Below are 18,167 nucleotides of genomic sequence, written 5' to 3'. Positions count from 1 at the left end.
GGTGGCTGGCCCGCTGATCAGGCGGACAGCTGCATCTGGGTCTGAATCACCGGGCGGATGGCGGTGACATGCTCCTCGATCTGGGCGTGACCGGCGATCACCGTCAAGCTGCCCGGACGTACTTCCGCCTGCTGGGCCAGGTAGGCCAGCAGGCGCCCCAGGCCCAGGTAGTTGCCATAAGCGCGGTCCACCATGTAGTGGCTGCGATACAGGGCTACCGCGTGCAGGGTGCGCTCGCGATCCAACTGGAACGAGCAATGGCTCAAGCACGGGAAACCGCGGTACTTGTTGTCGGTGCCAGCGACGTGAACCGGTGTCGACCAGGTGCCCTCCTCCGGTTCTGTGTCGTCGGGGTGGGCGACGTCCATCTCGTAGGCGGCGCTCATCGGCCCCTTGGTGGAGGTCTGCCGGCGAATGCGGGCGATCAAGGTGGTCAGCTGGTCGACCGGGCCTTTCTTGCCGGGGTAGGCGACGATGCGGCCGAAGTAGGTTCCGCTCTTGTTGCGCTGGTCGATGCGCATGAGCCGCTCGTACATCTGTTGATAGCGGTGCACCAGTTCCTCGGGGGAGGAGCAGGTGGCTGCCAGCCCGGCGGGGAAGAGGGTGTTGGCGACCGTTTCGATGGGCGCGTACCCGTGCCTGTCGCGGACCCGGTCGAACTGGGTCCGCATCTGCGGGTCCTCGGCGGCGGCGTCAGCGATGCGGACCACCGTGTGAAAACCTTTCTGTCCCGGATTGGTCTTCACATCCAGGGCCCGGCAGGCGGCGGCCCAGGCCAGGGAGGTGTTCTTCTCGGCGACGCTGAAGGTGTGCATCAGTGCTCCTGAGATCGTGACGGCTAGCGCGGCATGACAAGAGCTGGAGCTGGGGTTGGTGCGGTCAGGTCGGCCAAAGCTCCAGGACGCCGACGCGCGGCGACTGCCGCGCGACGGTGACCTCAAGCAGATCGGCAGCGCCCGGCACGCGAACCGTTACCGTGGCCGTGCCGGTGAGGACATCGGTGACTTCCGCGACAGTTGCGGGAGCATCCTCGTCCCAAAACAGCTGCCCTTCCGGGTTGCCGGTGGGGACCAGGCAGTCAGGTAGCGCATCGAAGTGAGCGCCGGGGGTGCGCAGCACGACCAGGTCGCCCACGTCCACCCGCACCGTCGCCCGGTGGGCGGCTGTGTCGATCACATGGACATGTGCCTTGCTGGGAACCAGGCCACCGGCCAACGTCGTCTTGATCACGGCGGGTTTGGTCTTCAGCCAGGCGGCCTTTTGTGCTCGCGTCAGGAGCCGCAGTCGGTGCAGGTGGTTCACGGTTCCGGTGTAGGAGGTGCCTAGCCAGCGGGCTATTTGGTAGGCGTGTTCGGGCACCCGGGGGCGCTCGACACCGATCCGCCGAAGCGCCGAGCCCACCGCGGGCGGGGGCATGAGGAACCATGCCGCGAAGGCTTCCGCGGTCTTCTCCTCATCCGGCCAACTGCCATCTCCCCAACCGACGGTGCGGTCCAGTTCCTTGTCGAGGGCGGTGCCGTGCCCTAGACGGTGGTGGCCTAATTCATGTGCTGCTGTATGCCTTTGGGTGACGATGTCCAACTGTGCGTTCAGGAGCACCCCAGGCCCACGATCATGCGGGGAGAAGTACATCCCGAACAGGCGTGGCATGGGCCGCGCCATCCCGGCCAGCCCGGCTTCTCGTAGCGCACCGTGCACGTCAACGTAGTCATCGCGGTCGACCTTCAGGTCGCGGTGAGCCTGCACGGCCGCCATCGCGGCGACCGTGTGGGCGACATCCCAGTTCACTCAGCCGGCCTGGACGGCGTCACGTGTTCGCCCTCCTGCTCTGTGTCCGGCGCCTCATCTTGCGCGCGCCGGTACTTCAAGAATTCGGCGAAGCTGAGGACCTCGTCCCAGTCTCCATCGGTCAGGCCGACCAGGGCGCGCGGCATCCCGGCCAGGGCGTGCTCACCCGGATCGGCGTCTTCTTCCTTGGCCAGGAAGTAAGACACCGGCCGGGTGTAGAGGCGGGCGAGCTTCTTGAGCTCCAGGCTGTCGACGCGTCGGGCGCCGCGTTCGATGTCACTGACCGCGGAGCGTGGGATGCCGGTCATGTCGCACACGTATTGCTGTGACATGCCCAGGTAGTCGCGGGTGCGGCGCAGTCGTTCGGCGAGCAGGTCCAGCTCGGGGTCGCGGTTACGCGCGTCGGCCGAAGCAGGGGTCATGAGTGGCGCCTTTCCTTGATCACCTTCAAGACGGTGGCGGCGAAGGTGTACACAGACCGCGTGGAGCGGGCGGTTTCTTCATTAGTGGGAACGGTGATGCCGTAGCGTGCCTCGACCTGGGTCAAGATCTCAACGACCAGGATCGAGTTGACCGGCAACTCCTGGCCGCCCTGTTCCAGTTCCATGCGCAGCTCGCCGGGGTCGCGGTCTTGTCGCTGCGCCAGGAGTTCCAGGACGAGGGCGACGATGTCCTCCAGGGATGGCTCAAGCGTTTTCAGGAGTCTCTCCCGTTCGTCGGATTCTCCGGCATCACTGTTCTACTATACGACAACGTCGGTGATGCCGACGATCGTGCCGGATTTTCCAACAGGAGGCGTGATGCACTTCAACCGTTACCAGCAGGCGGCGATCAAGACCCTTCAGCCTGCCGCCCCCGACGCTGACCCCGTGACAGTCCCCCTGCTCGGCCTGACCGGCGAGGTCGGGTCCCTGGCCACCGCCTACAAAAAGCACCTGCGCGATGGGCCAGGCATGGCCTCTGGTAAGCACCTCTTACGCGAGGAACTCGGCGACGTTCTGTGGTACGTCGCGGCCCTCGCGCACCGCTTCGACCTCGACCTGGAAGACGTCGCCGCCGCGAGCCTCGTAAAGATCAACGACTGGTGGCTTACCACCCCCACGGCTGACCGCATCTTCTTCGACGCCACCTTCCCCCAGGCCGAACAACTCCCGCGACAAGCCACTCTCACGTTCACCCTGCAGCAGCGCGATCGCGACGGCCGCAGCGTCGCGGTACTGACCCACGACGGCAGGCCGTGCGGAGACCCCCTCACCGACTCCTCCCACATCGACGACGACTATCGCTTTCACGATGTCTTCCACCTGGCCCACGCCGCCGTCCTGGGCTGGTCCCCCGTCACGCGCTTCCTGCTGGGCTGTAAACGCAAGAGCGACCCCAGAATCGACGAAGCCGAAGACGGCGGCCGCGCTATCGCCATCGAAGAAGGCATCTCCGCGCTCGTGTTCGCCTACGCCGCCCGCCACGGCTACTTCGAGAACGTGCGCCACATCGACCACGAGTTCCTCAAGACCATCGCCACCATGACCTCCCACCTTGAGGTGAGCATCCTGCGCGCCGCCGACTGGGAACAGGCAATCATGACCGGATACGCCGCTTGGCGACAGCTTCGCGCGAACGGAGGAGGGACCCTCCACCTCGACCTGAACCAGCAGACACTAACCGTCGAGTAGCTTGCCCAGGACGAAGCCAGGCAGCCTCCACCGCGACACAGCCGGGCGGTCATCAGGCCGATAGCCTCATTCAACAAGTCGGAAGCCATCGCGTACGGCCCCCAATGATCGGCAGCACCACCAGCAGGCCACCGCGACCGCTTACATCGGTCTTTGGTTAGTAGTCGAGGGCACGGTCGACCAGCTCGGCGACCTCGGTGGCGGAGGCGCGGAAGTAGCGGGCGGTGGTCTCGATGGAGGCGTGGCCGAGCAAAGCTTGGATCTGAGCATGGTCGGCGCCAGCCTCGCGCAGCCGGGTGGCGTAAGTGTGGCGCAACCGGTGCGGCCGCAGGCCGGGCAGGCCGGCGTCCTTGCCGACGGCGCGCACGACGTCGGTGACGCCGTCGACCGACAACCTCCCGCGCTGGCCGACCCACATCCCATCCCCGACCGTGTCCGCCAGCGCGGGCCGCATCGCCAGCAGCTCGGCGCGCACGAGCAGCCAGGCGGTGAGGCGTTCACGGGCCGGGACCGGCAACGGGACGGTACGGACCTCGTCGCCTTTACCGTGCAGGCGGGCAGTGCCGCTGCGCGCGGTGATCGGCACATCATCGACGCTCAAGCGCTGGCATTCCTCAGCGCGGGCTCCGGCGCCGAGCAGGAGGGCAATGAGAGCAGCGTCGCGGGGGCCGCGCCGGTCGGCGGCCCGGCGCACCGCGTTCTCCTGCGCCCGGGTCAAGGCATCAGGGGCGCCGGGCTTGGGCACCCGGGCACGTTTGACCGCCAGGCGCAGCGCGGGGCCGTGCTCATACAGCAACGTCACCGCCGCCAGCGCCTGATTCACCGTCGCCGGCGACGCACCCGCGGCCAGCAGATGACGGCGCCAGGCGGTGACCGCAGCCTCGGCGCCGACCAAGTCGACGAACGCATCCGCATGCTCGGCCGCGTGCGCGAGTAGCCAGTCGCGGTAGGCGAATGCTTGGCGCCGGTAGGCGGTCACCGTGTTGGCGGCCAGTGCGCACCGGTCGAGATGCGTGCCGAACGCGGCCAACGCCACCTCCGCGGCGGCGGTCACTGATCCCGGCTTAAGACCGGTCCGGATCGCCACCACGTTGCCCGCGCCAATCTCTCGCCGATCGGCAACGCGATTGTCGACTAGGCCGCCGTTGTGATCGCCACTTTGATCGCCACCCCGGTCGTCAACCTGGTTGCCGGTTTCGTTCCCGCTACCGTTGTTGATCTTGTTGTCGGTGCTCGCGGTCACCCTCCGGACCCCCTCCTTCTTATCCGGGGAGTTTTTCCGGCGTTAGCTCCGGGCCCGGCTGGATGTTATCCGGGGAGATCATACCGGGACTCCCCGGATAATGGCACTTATCCGGGGAGTAGTGGAGCGGCAAGCCGAAGACGTCTGTCAACAGCCCGTTGACACATTGTGGTGGCACTGCGATCCTCCCGGGAAGCCCATCGTGTCAACGGGCCGTTGACATGAAGGGGTGACGGTGAAGGCTGGCGGGTGGAACCGGCCGCCGAACGAGGAGGAGGGGGCGCGTGAGCCGCTCGACGCAGATCCGCCAGTTGGTCACCGAGCTGGAGCAGGCCGCCGACGTCGCGGTCGAGGCCTCCTACGACGGCCGCGCCCAGCGGTGGACGCTGCACTGGGACAACGGCCCCACCACCGCCACCATGCGCACCCACCTGACCGGCCTCGCCGAGCGGGCCGGACTCGCGGTGGAGCTGTTCGAGCTGTCGCGGATCATCCAGGACGACGCCCTGGCGCTGCAGGCGGTGCGCTACCTGCGCACCACCCGCCCCGGCCAGGATTTCTCCACCTCCACCTCGGCGCTGGCCGGGGAGATCGAGCGGGCCGCTCGCGACAGCGACCACCCCGACCGGCCGCGCGATGAGCGCGAGGCCGTCCTGGCCCAGCGGCTGCTGGCCGCCGAAGGCGGCTCCACCACCCCGCAAAGGCTGGCCGAGCGGCTGCTGCGCCCCGGCCACGGACTCGCCGCCCTTTTGGAAAACGACCTGCACCACGTCCGGCCCGGGGACCCGCTCTGGGCGGCCGAGTACCTGACCGCCCACTACAGCGCCGCCCCCGGCAACCAGCACGGTGACCGCGACGATGACCGGCCCGATGATGGGATAGGTGGCGGGCTCGGCACAGCCGAGCAGGTCCGCGCCTGGCAGCGGCACCTGCAGACCGCACCGGCCCCCACCCTGCTGGCCGCCGTGGCCACCGATCCTGAGGCCGGGCCGATCGCGCGAATCGCCGCCCTCACCCTGGCCTCCCCGATACGAGCTGAGCTGGAGGCGATGCTCGCCGACCACGACCACACCGAACTGGCACTGATCACCGGGTTGCGAGCCGGCGGCACAGCGTGGGCCCAGATCGGCCGCGCGCTGGGCACCACCCGCCAAGGCGCCGCCCAACGCGCCGACCGCCTCACCACCCGCACCTCACCACCTACGTCAACGAGGCATTGACAGGGCGCGATGCAACTCACGGGAATGCGTGAGCAGCAGGTGAGGTCGGCACTCGTGGACGCGGCCGGTCACGATTGGCCATCACTGACGGCCATCACCCCTGGAGGCCACCCGGACCGATCAGCCTGAGGGTATGAGGTTGTGGCCAGGTTTTCCCCGGTTCGTGCTCGCGCTGCTGGGCGTGCTTCTGGTCGCGGGGCTAGCGTGGGTGCTGGGTCCGGGTGCGGCGTGGGTGCTGGCGCACTTCGACGGCGTGCGCGGGCTGGCCGGCAAGGACCTGGCCGCGGCGCTGGATGCGGTGCGCGGGCGGGCGCTGGCGATCGCCACCGGGTTGATCGCGCTGGTGGCGGTGTACTACACCGCGCGCAACGCCGACACCGCGCGGCGCACCTTCAAGCTGGGCGAACAGGGCCACGTGACCGACCGCTACACCAAGGCGATCGAACAGCTCGGCTCCGACAAGCTCGACATCCGCCTGGGCGGCATCTACGCGCTGGAGCGCATCGCCCGAGACTCGGCCCGTGACCATCCCACGGTCATGGAGGTGCTGGCGGCCTTCGTCCGGGAGCACTCACGAGACGTCGCAACCGGCGAAGGGGGAGTCGCACCGCCGCAGCCTGCGCGGCTGCGGACGGATCTTCAGGCAGCTCTCACCGTGATCGGCCGACGCATCGTCACCCAAGACCCGCCCGGCGTGAGCATCAACCTTCGCGACGCGCGCCTCGCCAGCGCGGACCTCACCCGCGCGGACCTCACCGACGCGGACCTCACCCGCGTGAACCTCGTCGGTGCGCGCCTCACCGGCGCGGACCTCACCCGCGCGGACCTCACCCGCGCGGACCTCACCGGCGCGCACCTCGACGGCGCGGACCTCGCCAGCGCGGACCTCGCCAGCGCGGACCTCGTCGGCGCGTACCTCGCCGACGCAAACCTCACCGACGCGCACCTCGTCGGCGCGCGCCTCACCGACGCAAACCTCACCGACGCGCACCTCGTCGGCGCGCGCCTCACCGTCGCGGACCTCACCGACGCGCACCTCGTCGGCGCGGACCTCACCCGCGCACACCTCCTCGGTACGCACCTCACCCGCGCACACCTCGTCGGCGCGGACCTCACCCGCGCACACCTCGTCGGCGCGGACCTCACTGACGCGGACCTCGCCGGCGTGAACCTCACCGACGCACGCCTCGCCGACGCGGACCTCACCCGCGCGGTGCTCGCTGGAGTTATCGGTCTGCCTGGGCATCTGCGGCCCGGGTCGGGGTCGCCAGCGCGTCCCGAGGGCGGGGCGGCGTCTCCAAAGCAGGACGGCCCGGGGTTCGACGAGGGGTGAGGATGCCCGTTTTGCCCGATGCCCGCCAACTACCGGGAATAGGTATTCCGCGAGTTACCAATTAGTAGGGTGATGCTCACGGCCGCTTCGGGCGCGCGGCCCGGGCCGGCGGCGACTCGGGGGCGCGTGGCTCGGGACGGCCGAAGACCATGCGCAATAGCCGGAAGGTGCCCTCGCGCTCATCGGGCGAGCCACGCACAGCGGACCACACGATGAACACCACGATGCCCAGCTCGACGGCGGCGAACACGGCGCCCAAAAAAGGGTGCGCCCACCAGAACAGCGCAGGCCCGCCAACTCCGGCGGCACTGGCGCCGAGCGCCCGAGCCCACCCCTGGGCCCGGGCGGCAGGGGACGGCGTACCGTCCTGCGGCGGCTGCAGCTGAGCCACAAAGTCCTCCTCCAAAGGGTTTTTAGTCCTTTGGAGCGCGGCTCCCCTGTCACCAATATCGAAGCGGAGGCTTACCGTCAACCGCTCAGCACCAGCCTCGGGGGCTCACTATCGGCATCACTGATCACTTCTACTCAAAGGGTCTATAGCGGGGTGCCGTTCGGCTATGGGGCGCTGTTCAGCCGGACAAGGGCAGAGACGGAAGCGCCCCGCCCAACGGAGGGGCGCTCTTGAAGACGTGGAGAAAAGTCTCATCCGCAGTCCGGGAGCCCGTGTTCTCCTAGAGGCTTACGCCCCTCATCTCTGTGGAGGAACGCGCGTGCAGAAAATGTCCCCTGCTGCGGAACGGCTTGTCCGGCTCATGCTGCTGCTCCCATCCGACCCGCGCGAACCGCTGTGGGACAGCGTGGCCGACGACTGCGGAGACCTCCCCACCGTCATGGCGATCGGTGGATGGGTCAGCGACACCGCCAAGATGTGGCCCGAAGGCGCCCCCTACGTTCTGGCCGAGATGGTCCTCATCGTGTTCGGCAACCCGAGCGAGACCACCCTGCATCTGCTGTCGCAAGCGGTCGTATCCCCGAACTCCCGCGGCCGCAAGGGGACCGGTATCGGCGCCGCGTGGGCAGCTCGCGCCTGCCAGACCGCCATCGATGTCCTAGCCGAGACTGCATCGTTGGAGGAAGTGCTGGATCGGGCGAAGACCAACTGGAGTTAGGACGCCTGACCTCGAAACCATGCACCCGATCAATCGCCCCTGGCAGCTTGGCCGACAGACCCGCGGCTCCAACGTCTTCGCCGCACTGCGGGACCTGCCCGGCGGTTGCACCACCTGACAGCACACACCAGCAGCCCCGGACCTTCCTCGGTCTGGGGCTGCTGCGTTGTCGGCATGGCCGCGACGGGCACGCCCCTCGCGGCCATGCGCGTAGGGGTGTCGTATACGTCGCGAAACCCTTCGGCGCTCAGGCCCTGCTGGGTACCGTCGTCCTCATGACCACCCCACCCCCTCGGCCCGGCATGCTCACCTACTCGGGCGAAGTCATGGCCTGTCCCCTGTGTGGCGACGGCGACGGCACCCATATCGAGCACGCCTATGTCGCCGCGCGTCGCGAGGATCGCGAGTTCACCAACGTGCACGTCAACGGCATCACCGGCGAAGTCGCCGCCACCCCCGAGGAGGTCAGCGTCCCGACTGGAGGCGCCGTTGGTGAGGGGCGTCGGCAACGGCTCGCCCTCACCGGCTGGTGCGAGATGTGCGGTGGCGAGTACGCCATCGTCTTCACCCAGCACAAGGGCGCGACCTACATGGAAACCGTCCAGATCAACGAGGGGCCGATCTACCGGACCGGCCGTACCGACTGGCGCTGACGGAGTCAGGCGCCACCTCCGAGGATGGAGGCCATCCGGTAGGCGGCGTGGCTGTCGAGCTTGCGGCGGCCGCGGTTGTAGCGCTGGGTGGTGACCGGAGAGGCGTGCCCGAGGAGCTCCTGGACGTCGGCCAGCGGTACCCCGGCGTCCAGCGCGGCCGTGGCGGCGGTCGCCCGCGCGGTGTGCGGGGTAAGCCGGGTGAAGTCGACCCCGGCCACGCTGGCCGCACGCCTCAGCGCGGTGGTGGCGCGCCACCGGTCGAAGGGCCGGCCATCCTCGCGGACGAACAACGGCTCACCCGGGGCGCGGCCTTCCAGTAGCGGCTCCAGGAGGGCGCGGACCCGGGGTGGGACCGGGGTGCGGTCGGTCTTGCCGCCCTTGCGGCGGAACAGGATGACGGTGTGCCCGGCGTCGACGGCCACCGAGGAGACCGTGAGGGAGACCAGCTCCCCGACGCGCACCGCGCACACGCTGAGCAGCGCCACGGCAGCGGCATCGGCGGGGTAGGCCGCACTGATGGTCTCGGCGCCGTCGATCAGCGCGGTGGCCTCTTCCGCGGTGCGGGCCGGGGTGGTGCCGACGGTGGAGACCTCGGGCCGCTCGACCGGATCGGCGGGGTTGGCCGCGAGGACGCGACGGCGCACCGCGTAGCCGTACAGGCTGGAGAGGTTCGACAGGCGGCGGGCCACCGTGGCCGGGGCGAGCGCGACGCCGGGCCGGGAAAGGCCGGCGCGGGCGGTGCCGGTGCCGATGCCGTCGCGGTAGTGCGTCAGGTGGTCCTCGGTGACGGCCAGCAGATCGAGGCCGGGAAGTTCGGCCTCCAGCCAGCGGCAGAACGCGGCGAGGTCGGCCAGGCGGGCACGGCGGGTGGTGACGGCCTTGCCCGCGCGCAGCCAGGCGGCGACCGTCGACCAGGCGGCGGCCTCCAGCGCGTCGATGAGGTCGACGTCGGCCGCCGGCACTTCGCCTCCGTCGCCGCGGACCCGGCGTGGCCGCAGCCCGGGGATGTCGCCGACGGTGGCCACCATCGGCGCGGGCAGCGCCACGGCGCCCGGGTCGGAGGAGAGGGCCGGGGAGAAGGGGGCGCCGGGCCGGATGACGGCGGTGGGGACGATCTCACATAATTAGCATTGTGTGAGATCTGGCCGGCGGGGACCGACACCAGCCGACACGAGCCGACCAGGCCGGACCGGAGATCCGGTCCGGCCCGGTGATCCACCGGAACTCCGGTATCCACCGCTGCCTTCAGCAGGTGACCAGGTTGTCGCCGTCGTCGTACAACCGATCAACGTCCCGCCGGACCTGTGCCAGGGCAATGAGGAACTCCTGCGGATCGGTCCGCCCCTCCGGCAACTTCGCGATGTGCCACTTGGTTGAACATGAGGCCAGCGGGCGCACCTCCTCGCTCAACTCATCGATCTTTTCCAAAGCCTCCTGCCTGTCCAAAGTGCGCTCTTCGAGCCCACGCCTGACCTCACTGAGCAGCCATCGCAAGCGCCCCGCAGAGAACGGCAGCACCATCCGATTTTCATCGACCCTTCGCACCAGATCAGCCCAGGCAGCGAGGGTGATCCCTAGACCGTCCAGCTCGGCCAGCACATCGCTCACGGTCGAGTTCTCCCGGCAGGCCGGGAACATCAGGAACGGAGTGCACACATCGTGCGTGGCCATGCCGAGATCGGCGCGCCAGGTCAGCTCCTTACACGTCGGCGGGAGCGGCTTCCAGACCGGCGGCGGTGCGAGGAAAAGATGATCCGCCTCGCGCAAAACCTGCTCGCGCCCGGCGGTCACGTCGGCCGCCTCCTCGATGACATCGTGGATCTCGTCGTTGACGACGCCGAGGATCGCGTCCAGCTCGGCGTCGGACATCTGGCGCATCATGCGCCATCACCTCCGTTGAGCATCTGCTTCAAAGCGGATCGAGCGCGGGTGAGGTTTTGTCGGACGGCGTCTTTGCTCATCTGCAGGTGCGTAGACATCTCCTCGGTGCTGTACCCGTCCATGTGCCAGGCCATCACCAGGCGCTGGCTGGGCGACAACGCGGCGATCAGCCGCACCACGCGCTGCGCCTCCTCGCTGAGCTCCAGTACCGCATCGGGATGCAGTAGCTCAGCGCGGTGGCCGGAAGGAAGGAGCCGTTCGCCATCCGGCAACTCCTCGACCGAGTCCTCTCGGGACCGGTCAGGGTCTTTGACGCGCCACAGCTTGCGTATAGCCACCTTGCGCAGCCACGCGCGCGGCTCGCGAATCGTCTCCCACTTGGGCAAGGCGTCCAAGAAGGACGCCTGCACGATGTCGGCGGCCAACTCGCCGTCGGCGCCGGCCTTCATCACGAATCCGAGAAGCGCTTTGGCCTCGCGCTCGTAGAAAGCGGCGAACTCCGGCATCGAGGCCATCTTGCAGGAGAGGTCGTAGTCCTGGTACGCCTTCACGGCTATCTGCCCGACAAGGTCCTCGTCGGCGTCGGTCATGTGCTCGCGCAGGCGCGTCATCGCCGTGTACGACCCCGTATTCATGGCCTTCTCGGATCGGCGAAACGAGACGTAGATGATCGGGTCAGTCACGCCGTGACTCCGGCGGGTCGGCGAGCTCCACCTGTACCAGCGCCCCGTCAGCTGCCTGGACCGTCAGCCTGCTCCCCGCTGGCAGCACCCGGACCATGTCCGGCGTCGCGCTCGCCGCGTGCGCATCGGCCGTGCTCGGTCTGGCCCGGCCGCGCAGCCACTCCCTCACACACTGACTGGCGTACAGGACTGCCAGCACGGCAACCCCGGCGATGGTCATCTCCACGGGCACCTCTCCTCCTACCTCCGGTCCGATCCGGCGCTCCGCCGGTAAAAGGGAGTGCCGCCAGTCAGCCGATCTGTGACATCCCCAGGTCAGCGCATGTTTCGTCGCCGCGACTCAGCAAGGGGTGCGGCCGGTCGGGCGGCCCCTACTCGGCCCCGTTCTTCAGGGCCGGATGCTGAGTGCCGCGCGGTGGTTTCTTCGGCTTGTGAGTCGCGTCAGGCAGGTCAAGCCGGATCGCGTCCAGACCGGCCAACCGCGCCCGGGTCGACATGCCGATGTCGCCGGTCAGCAGCTTCACCTCCCGTCCGGCGAGCGCCTGGAACGCCACCGCCCGCGTGATGATCTCGTCGTCAGTACGGGGCAGACGCACGTGGCCAGGCGGGTCGGGCCACAGGTCGATCGTGATCGCGCCGTGGGGGAAGCTCAGGTTCTCCGGGGCGCTGCCCCGCCGACGGATAACACCGTGGGGAAGCAGACTGTCCAGCTGCTTGATCGTCTCCCGGGCGTTCGTACTGGCGCCGCCCTGGCCGCGGTCTTTCTGCCGGTCCAACTCGTCCAGCACCGCCAGCGGCAGGATCAGATGGACATCCTGGATTTGCGGCGTGCGAGCGTCCGCGCTCACCTCCCATTGGTCCAGGCGGTCCGGGTGGTGACAGTAGACGTTGGCGTCGGCGATGACGAGGGGGCCTGACCGCTGCGCCTGACCGAGCCGGTTTGACCAGGTGGTAAGCGTCGCAAGAGCTTCCTTCAGGTGGCGGATGTGCTCGGCGATCTCCAGGGAGATCATCTCGCGGATCGGAGCCGTATCCGGGCCGCGGGTCTGGACCCATTGCCGGCCAGGCCCGGCTGGCTTCGTCTCCACCACCGGCTCGGGGATCTGCATGGACAACACGGTGATGTACCGGGGGGTGGTGACCAGCCGGTCAAGGTCGACGCTGCTGATCTGACCGCGCAACTGGGCACGGGTGGCGTTGACCCACGTCAGGTAGGCGAGACGAAGTTCTCGCCCTCCGCCCTGACCGTAGGAGAGATTCTCAGCATCCGTGATGACCTGGCGCAGCACCTGCAGAATGTTGCAGCGGTCGGCACCCGGCTCAAGAGTGATCAGCATGGGACTCAGGGTGCACGGGTCAGCGCACCACTACCACCCGTTTCGGCCAGTTCGGTCAGCCAGCCATGCGGCTGCTGGGAGGTGATGACCACGCGCGCGTCGGGGTAGTTCGCCTGAATCCGGGGGACAAGGCAGGTCACGTGGTGGGCGACAAACAGGGGCCAGCCGGGGCGGGCGTACTGGACGCGCAGCGTCCCGGGAGGGTCGTCCCATGGGGCGCCGTTCTCCACGTTCCCCTCGCCGATTACGTCCGGCAGGTAGGCCACGCCCCCAAGTGCCCGGGACAGGGCGTAGGCAGGGCCGCCGATGCGCGCCCAGTAGTACGGCCCCAGCCCCATCCGTCGACGCCAGTGTGGATGGTTGATCCCGGCCAGGAAGTCCACCAGCGACGTCATGGCCCTCAGCCCGCACTCGCAATCCGCCGCGGGCGTGTTCTCGGCGAGATGATCGCCCATGCGCAGAGAACGGCCCTCGTGCTGCACGACCCAGGCGGCCTGGGTCTCGGGCCGGTGCAACACCTCGCGCCAGGGCTCGCGCCCGGAGACACGTCCCACCTCATCTGCCTGCTTAACCAACTTCAGCGCCGCGTTCCGGTCGTCGTCGAGGGTCATGCTGCCCGTCGTACGTCTCGCCCAAGGCGCGCGGGCACGCCACTACCGGAGAAGGCCCCTGCACTCGGGTCCTTGTCGTGAGCCCCAAAGAGGACGGTGTCCTACGCGCTCGCGGTGAGGTCCCCGGGCGCACGGCATCCACACGGCACCATCACCAGCGTGCGCGTGGTCTCGTCCAGGTGGGCCACCATCTCTGACCCCAGGCAGTAGCGACACCCCAGGAAGGCGGCGACCGCGGAGTCCGACCAGATCCGGTGCTCCCAAACCGGCGGCGGCTCAGCGGGCGGTGGGGGAGATTCGGCGGGCTCGTGCTCAGCACCGACCCACCCCCGGCCATGGCAGAACGAGCAGGCGATGCGCAGGCGGCCCAGGTGCTGGCCTCCCTCTCCCTCGCACTCGGGGCAGGTGATCGGGTCGGTCATCGCCGCCCCGTCCCCGCGCACGAGGTGCACGCCACCCAGACGCTCTGCTTCTTGCTGCTGCCGTTACGGTCGATCCACTCCCCGCCGGCGCCCAGGCAGGTACCGCAGATCGGCGCGTCCTCTTCTTCCTCGGCCATACCTCGACGCTACGCCGCCCCGAGAACCCCGTCAGGTCCTTCCTGGTCACCTTGCCCACTTTCCTCCACACCGTAGAGCGTGGGGGTGGTTGTGCGACCTCCTCGCCTTTGCGGCGTAGATTTATCTTCTCATTCGAGCCACGTGGTCGTCGTAGTGGCCCTTCAGGCTGTCGGCGATTGCGGCGGTCAAGGCCGCGGCCGAGCGTAGCGAGGGCCGTGGCCTTGAGGGCCGCGGAGTCGGCGGCCATACTTCGGGCCGCGACGACCACACGCTTGCCCCGGGGGTGGAACCGGCCGACAGCCGTCGTCTGGCTCAGCGTACTGACCCAGCTGGGGGCGATCAAGGTCCAGACCGGTTACCTCATCCGGCTCAAGTCTCCAGATGCCCTCGCTGACCTGTGAGAACACGAAATCAGGGAGGGTGCGCCGTGCGCCCCCTGCGCGCCCCCTCGGGCCGCGACGACCACACCCCTGACCCGCGCACGCGTAGGAGGCTCCGAAAGCTCCAGGAAGCCCGCCCCCCGCGGTCACATGCGCAACCCCCCGTCGGGGCCCTTGGTGGCGGGCGATCGGTAGGTGGGTGTCCGGTTGGCGGACCTGGGGGCGGCTGGGCCCTGTTTCGTTTCGGCGTGTACGCGGGCCTGCTCGCGCCGAGAGCGGGCCAGGTCCGCCGCGGCCGGATCGCGGCGGGCGTGGTCTTGGCCGCGCCGCACCTCGTCGCCGAGCTGGCGGCGGTGGTCGCGCTCGTCGACCAGGGTGGCCAGCAGGTGGGTGGCGCGCTGGTGCTGGCCAGCGGTGGAGGTGGCGGTGGTGCGGAAGCCGAGCCGGGCGGCCTCGACGCGCCGCCGGTCGGCGAAGCCTGGCATGGCCTGTTCCAGGCGGGCGGCGGTCTCCTTCTCCATCACTGTGGTGAAGGAGGTGCGGCCGGACAGGAGTCGGTGCCGCGCCTGCAGGTCGGCCACGCGCACACACGAGGGGGAGGCCTGCTGCGCGGCGTGCAGCGCGGCCTGCTCGGCGCGAGCGGCGGCCTCAACCCGGCGGGCGGCACCGGCCAGCTTCTGGGATGCCTCCTGTAGCTGCTCTTGCAGGCGGGTGCGCTGGCTGCTGGGCAGCCAGGAACGCAGGCCGCTGTTCTTCTCGCGGAGTGCCGCCTGCAGCTGGGTGACGCGCTGTTCGGCGCGGCGGTGCGTGGCCTGAGCGTCCTGGCGCCGATTGCCGGCGGCGTGGGCCTGGTCCAGGGCGTGGGCCAGGCGGTCGCGTTCACCGGTGAGCTCGGCCTGTACCTGGGCGCGGATGGCGGCGACCTGCTCGGCCTGCTCGTGCTCGCGGCGCCGTTGGTCCTCGACCTGCTCGGCCAGTTTCGTCGCCCGCGCGGCCGTGGCCTTGATGCGGGCGTGCAGGTCCTTGTCGCTGAGCAGGCCGTGCGGGCGGTCGGGGCGGGTGACCTCGTTCAGCGCCACCCGGGCGGCCACCACCTTGGCCGCCTCTGCTTCGATGGCCGCCAGTTCGCGGGCCCGCACCGCGGCGATCGGCTCGGGCTCGGGGGTGAGGAGCTGGTCTGCGCGGTCGCCCTGCAGGGTGGCGGCGTAGGCGTCCAGGGCGCGGTGCAGTTCCTCGGCGGGGTTGCGGGGTTCGCCGTGGCGGGCGCGGTCGGCGTCGGATTCCAGGACGTTGCGCGGCAGGTACAGGTGAGCGCTGATGCGGTCGCGGCTCATCGCCGCGTACAGGGTGTGGGGGTCCAGTCCCATGCCGTAGATGAGGGTGTGGTGGCTGGTCAGGCCTTGGGCGGCGGCCACCGTCATCGCGGTGCCGTGCGACAGGCCGCCGGCGGCGATGTAGGCGGGCGTTACCCGTTCGACGACCAGGGCCGGACCGTCGGCGCCGAGGCGGCGCCATTGCACGCTGACCGACCGGTCGGGGTGGATCTCGGTGATGATGCCGCGGTAGCCGTTGAGGACGTCCGCGCGCCGCCCTTTGCTTTTGCGGGAGCGGTAGTCGTTGGCCCGCACCCGGACGTGGTCGCCGACCGCGAGCGCCACGGTGCGCCCACCGGGAAGCCGATACAGCGCCTCCGGGCCCGACAGCTCCCCGGCTTGGCGGCGGATCGCCCGAGCGGCGGCGTTGAGACGTTCGGCTTCGGCGTTGGTGCCCGCCAGCACCAGCACGGCGGCGAGCTCGTCGTGCACATCGCGGTAGCCGGTGCGCAAGGTGGCCCAGTCGGCCAGCAGCGCGCCCAGAGTGTCGGTGGCGTCGCGTCCGGCGTGTACCCCGCCGCCGCGACTCCAGGTGAGCAACGCCTCGGCCCGGTCCCCATCACGCCACTGCTCCAGGGCGCGGCGTTCGATCGGGTCGCGCTGACGCCGGTTCTCCTCCAGCACCAGGCCGTCGACTTGCCGGTGGATCGCGGCGAAGGTGCCGCCGACGCCGATCGCGCGCAGCTGCAGCGGATCGCCGATCGCCACCACCTTCGTGCCGGTGCGCTGCGCTTCGCCCAGCAGGGCGGCCAGGTCGCGGTCGTCGACCATCGCGGCCTCGTCGATGACCAGGACGTCGACGCCGTCCAGGCCACAGCTGTCGGGGTCGGTGATGCGGTGGATCCAGGTGGCGATGGTGTGCGCGCCGATGCCCGACTCGGCGGTCAGGTTCGCGGCCGCCACGGCGGCGGTCGCGGCGCCGACCACCACCAGGCCGCGACTTTCCCACCCGGCGCGAGCGGCGGCCATCAGCATGGTCTTGCCCGCGCCGGGAACGCCGATGAGCGCCTCGACGCCGCGCCCGTCGGCCAGTAGGCGGTCCAAGGCGGCGCGCTGAGTGGCGGAGAAGGTGAGGTCGTGGGCGACCTCGAAGGCATCCAGCAACAGCGCGATGGCCGCGGCGTCGAGACCGGCGGCGCCTTCGTCGTAGCGCTCGCGGGTGTGGCGCAGCACCTGCTGCTCGGCCCGCAGGATGTCGGTGGAGGTGTAGCGGGCGGAGTTGACCAGGTGCCGCGCTCCGACATCGGGCAGGCGCACGGCCGGCTCGCAGGCCAGCACCGCATCCGTCAGCGCCTCGGCGTCGGCGCGGTCGGCGATGCCATCGGGGCAGGCGTCGGCCACCGCGGCGAACACATCGGCGCGGGTGACGACCTTGGCGTGCGCGGTCAGGCCACCGTCGGCGCGCCAGATCCACGCGGCGATCTGTTGTGCGCCAGGACGCGGCGGGAGGCCTTCGCCCGGGTGCAGACATCCCGCCATCACCGCGGCGGCGTCGACGCCGTCGGCGGCGCATTGGGCATGCCAGTTCGCCACCAGGTCCCCGGCCGCGACAGCATCGTGCTTGGGCTGGCGGCTGGTCGCGCTGGCCACCCGGCGGGCGTGCTGGTGAGCCTCCTCATAGGCGATGCCGCGCTCGGCCAGCAACGCCTTCACCTGAGTGTCGCGCTTGGAGAACCTGCCGCGCAGCCTCTCGTCGACGCCGACGATTTCCCACGCCCCGGTGTGCGCATCACGCTCCCAGCGCACCCCGAATGTCTCGGTCAGCCGCCGTCGCAGGCGCGCTTTAAGGAACGCATCAGCGGCGTGGGTGTGGCGAAACAGGTCCCGGCCGCCGGCGGCCACCGCCGACCACCTCCCATCCACACCGCGCACCATATTGGCGATCAACACGTGAGCGTGCAGATGCGGATCCGGCGCCTGACCGTCGACCGGGCGCGCGGTTTGGTGCCACATGACCCAGCCCAGCAGGCCGCTGGAAGCGATGCGCTCGGCGAGCTCGTCATCGCCCTGGTGACCACGTTGGCCGTAGGCGACCCACTCCTGCACCGCGGCAACAGTCTCGACGACACTGTCGGCGAACACCGCCTCGACCGCCACACCGACCTCGGGACTCGACAGAGCATGCAGCAGGCTGACACTTTTGCTGACGTCCAAGGTGAGGTCGTATCCGCGGTTGCCGACGCGCACCCGCACCTCGCGCCAGCGCCGCACCTCGGCCAGCTGCTCGCCGTCGTAGACGGCGGCGAGATCCAGGCCGGCCACGCGGGCGAGTTTGCGCGCGTCCTCGTACGCCAGCACATACGCCTCGCCCTTGCGCTGCACG

20 protein-coding genes are annotated in these 18,167 nt (G+C 69.6%); 5 read left to right on the top strand and 15 right to left on the bottom strand.

Features of this window, described 5'->3' with window-relative positions; all coding sequences use genetic code 11:
* Positions 1-17: 17 nt before the first annotated feature.
* The 4 genes from AB0K21_RS43810 to AB0K21_RS43795 form a co-directional block, all read right to left on the bottom strand.
* On the bottom strand, positions 18-815 hold the full coding sequence (locus AB0K21_RS43810) for a hypothetical protein (protein WP_364158990.1): 798 nt from the start codon (positions 813-815) through the stop codon (positions 18-20).
* A gap of 64 nt (positions 816-879) precedes the next feature.
* A complete protein-coding gene (locus AB0K21_RS43805) occupies positions 880-1,788 on the bottom strand; it encodes an ImmA/IrrE family metallo-endopeptidase (protein WP_364158987.1) in 909 nt (302 codons plus the stop codon).
* On the bottom strand, positions 1,785-2,210 hold the full coding sequence (locus AB0K21_RS43800; protein ID WP_364158984.1) for a helix-turn-helix transcriptional regulator: 426 nt from the start codon (positions 2,208-2,210) through the stop codon (positions 1,785-1,787). Before AB0K21_RS43800 ends, AB0K21_RS43805 begins: the two co-directional genes overlap by 4 nt.
* Entirely contained in the window at positions 2,207-2,395 is a 189-nt protein-coding gene (locus AB0K21_RS43795) for a hypothetical protein (RefSeq protein WP_364158981.1), read from the bottom strand. Before AB0K21_RS43795 ends, AB0K21_RS43800 begins: the two co-directional genes overlap by 4 nt.
* Before the next feature lie 154 nt (positions 2,396-2,549).
* Between AB0K21_RS43795 and AB0K21_RS43790 the strand changes: the two genes are divergently transcribed.
* A complete protein-coding gene (locus tag AB0K21_RS43790; RefSeq protein ID WP_364158978.1) occupies positions 2,550-3,461 on the top strand; it encodes a nucleoside triphosphate pyrophosphohydrolase family protein in 912 nt (303 codons plus the stop codon).
* A gap of 157 nt (positions 3,462-3,618) precedes the next feature.
* On the opposite strand, the gene AB0K21_RS43785 is transcribed toward AB0K21_RS43790, so the two are convergent.
* Positions 3,619-4,704 (bottom strand): tyrosine-type recombinase/integrase, encoded by a 1,086-nt coding sequence (locus AB0K21_RS43785; RefSeq protein ID WP_364158975.1) that lies wholly within the window; start codon positions 4,702-4,704, stop codon positions 3,619-3,621.
* 284 nt (positions 4,705-4,988) lie between these two features.
* Between AB0K21_RS43785 and AB0K21_RS43780 the strand changes: the two genes are divergently transcribed.
* Both AB0K21_RS43780 and AB0K21_RS43775 read left to right on the top strand, forming a co-directional pair.
* Positions 4,989-5,924, top strand: coding sequence for a hypothetical protein (locus AB0K21_RS43780; protein WP_364158972.1), 936 nt, complete (start codon positions 4,989-4,991; stop codon positions 5,922-5,924).
* Between the two features lie 163 nt (positions 5,925-6,087).
* Entirely contained in the window at positions 6,088-7,257 is a 1,170-nt protein-coding gene (locus tag AB0K21_RS43775) for a pentapeptide repeat-containing protein (RefSeq protein ID WP_364158969.1), read from the top strand.
* Between the two features lie 76 nt (positions 7,258-7,333).
* Here the strand turns inward: AB0K21_RS43775 and AB0K21_RS43770 are convergent, their stop codons facing one another.
* Positions 7,334-7,648 carry a hypothetical protein gene (locus AB0K21_RS43770; protein ID WP_364158966.1) on the bottom strand — a complete coding sequence of 105 codons (315 nt, stop codon included), beginning with the start codon at positions 7,646-7,648 and terminating at the stop codon, positions 7,334-7,336.
* A gap of 319 nt (positions 7,649-7,967) precedes the next feature.
* Here AB0K21_RS43770 and AB0K21_RS43765 point away from each other — a divergent pair, with 319 nt between their 5' ends.
* Together AB0K21_RS43765 and AB0K21_RS43760 are read left to right on the top strand one after the other, a co-directional pair.
* Positions 7,968-8,366, top strand: coding sequence for a hypothetical protein (locus AB0K21_RS43765; protein WP_364158963.1), 399 nt, complete (start codon positions 7,968-7,970; stop codon positions 8,364-8,366).
* Between the two features lie 275 nt (positions 8,367-8,641).
* On the top strand, positions 8,642-9,019 hold the full coding sequence (locus tag AB0K21_RS43760) for a hypothetical protein (RefSeq protein ID WP_364158960.1): 378 nt from the start codon (positions 8,642-8,644) through the stop codon (positions 9,017-9,019).
* 5 nt (positions 9,020-9,024) lie between these two features.
* Here AB0K21_RS43760 and AB0K21_RS43755 read toward each other — a convergent pair whose 3' ends face one another.
* The 9 genes from AB0K21_RS43755 to mobF all read right to left on the bottom strand — a co-directional run.
* Positions 9,025-10,065 carry a tyrosine-type recombinase/integrase gene (locus tag AB0K21_RS43755; protein ID WP_364158957.1) on the bottom strand — a complete coding sequence of 347 codons (1,041 nt, stop codon included), beginning with the start codon at positions 10,063-10,065 and terminating at the stop codon, positions 9,025-9,027.
* A 199-nt stretch (positions 10,066-10,264) separates the two neighbouring features.
* Entirely contained in the window at positions 10,265-10,900 is a 636-nt protein-coding gene (locus AB0K21_RS43750) for a hypothetical protein (protein ID WP_364158954.1), read from the bottom strand.
* A complete protein-coding gene (locus tag AB0K21_RS43745; RefSeq protein WP_364158951.1) occupies positions 10,897-11,583 on the bottom strand; it encodes a sigma-70 family RNA polymerase sigma factor in 687 nt (228 codons plus the stop codon). The genes AB0K21_RS43750 and AB0K21_RS43745 overlap by 4 nt, the downstream gene beginning before the upstream one ends.
* Positions 11,576-11,815, bottom strand: coding sequence for a hypothetical protein (locus AB0K21_RS43740; RefSeq protein ID WP_364158948.1), 240 nt, complete (start codon positions 11,813-11,815; stop codon positions 11,576-11,578). Before AB0K21_RS43740 ends, AB0K21_RS43745 begins: the two co-directional genes overlap by 8 nt.
* A 139-nt stretch (positions 11,816-11,954) precedes the next feature.
* Positions 11,955-12,920, bottom strand: coding sequence for a PIN domain-containing protein (locus AB0K21_RS43735; protein ID WP_364158945.1), 966 nt, complete (start codon positions 12,918-12,920; stop codon positions 11,955-11,957).
* A gap of 5 nt (positions 12,921-12,925) precedes the next feature.
* Positions 12,926-13,531, bottom strand: coding sequence for a hypothetical protein (locus tag AB0K21_RS43730; RefSeq protein ID WP_364158942.1), 606 nt, complete (start codon positions 13,529-13,531; stop codon positions 12,926-12,928).
* A gap of 101 nt (positions 13,532-13,632) precedes the next feature.
* Positions 13,633-13,953, bottom strand: coding sequence for a hypothetical protein (locus AB0K21_RS43725; protein WP_364158939.1), 321 nt, complete (start codon positions 13,951-13,953; stop codon positions 13,633-13,635).
* Complete coding sequence (locus AB0K21_RS43720) at positions 13,950-14,090, bottom strand: hypothetical protein (protein WP_364158936.1); 141 nt, start codon at positions 14,088-14,090, stop codon at positions 13,950-13,952. Before AB0K21_RS43720 ends, AB0K21_RS43725 begins: the two co-directional genes overlap by 4 nt.
* A 527-nt stretch (positions 14,091-14,617) precedes the next feature.
* Positions 14,618-18,167, bottom strand: a 3,550-nt coding sequence (gene mobF / locus AB0K21_RS43715) for a MobF family relaxase (RefSeq protein WP_364158933.1), incomplete at its 5' end; no start/stop codon positions are given.

The organism is Streptosporangium sp. NPDC049248 (assembly GCF_040678965.1).
GTDB lineage: Bacteria > Actinomycetota > Actinomycetes > Streptosporangiales > Streptosporangiaceae > Streptosporangium > Streptosporangium fukuiense.
This window is presented reverse-complemented; position numbering and strand designations above follow the sequence as displayed.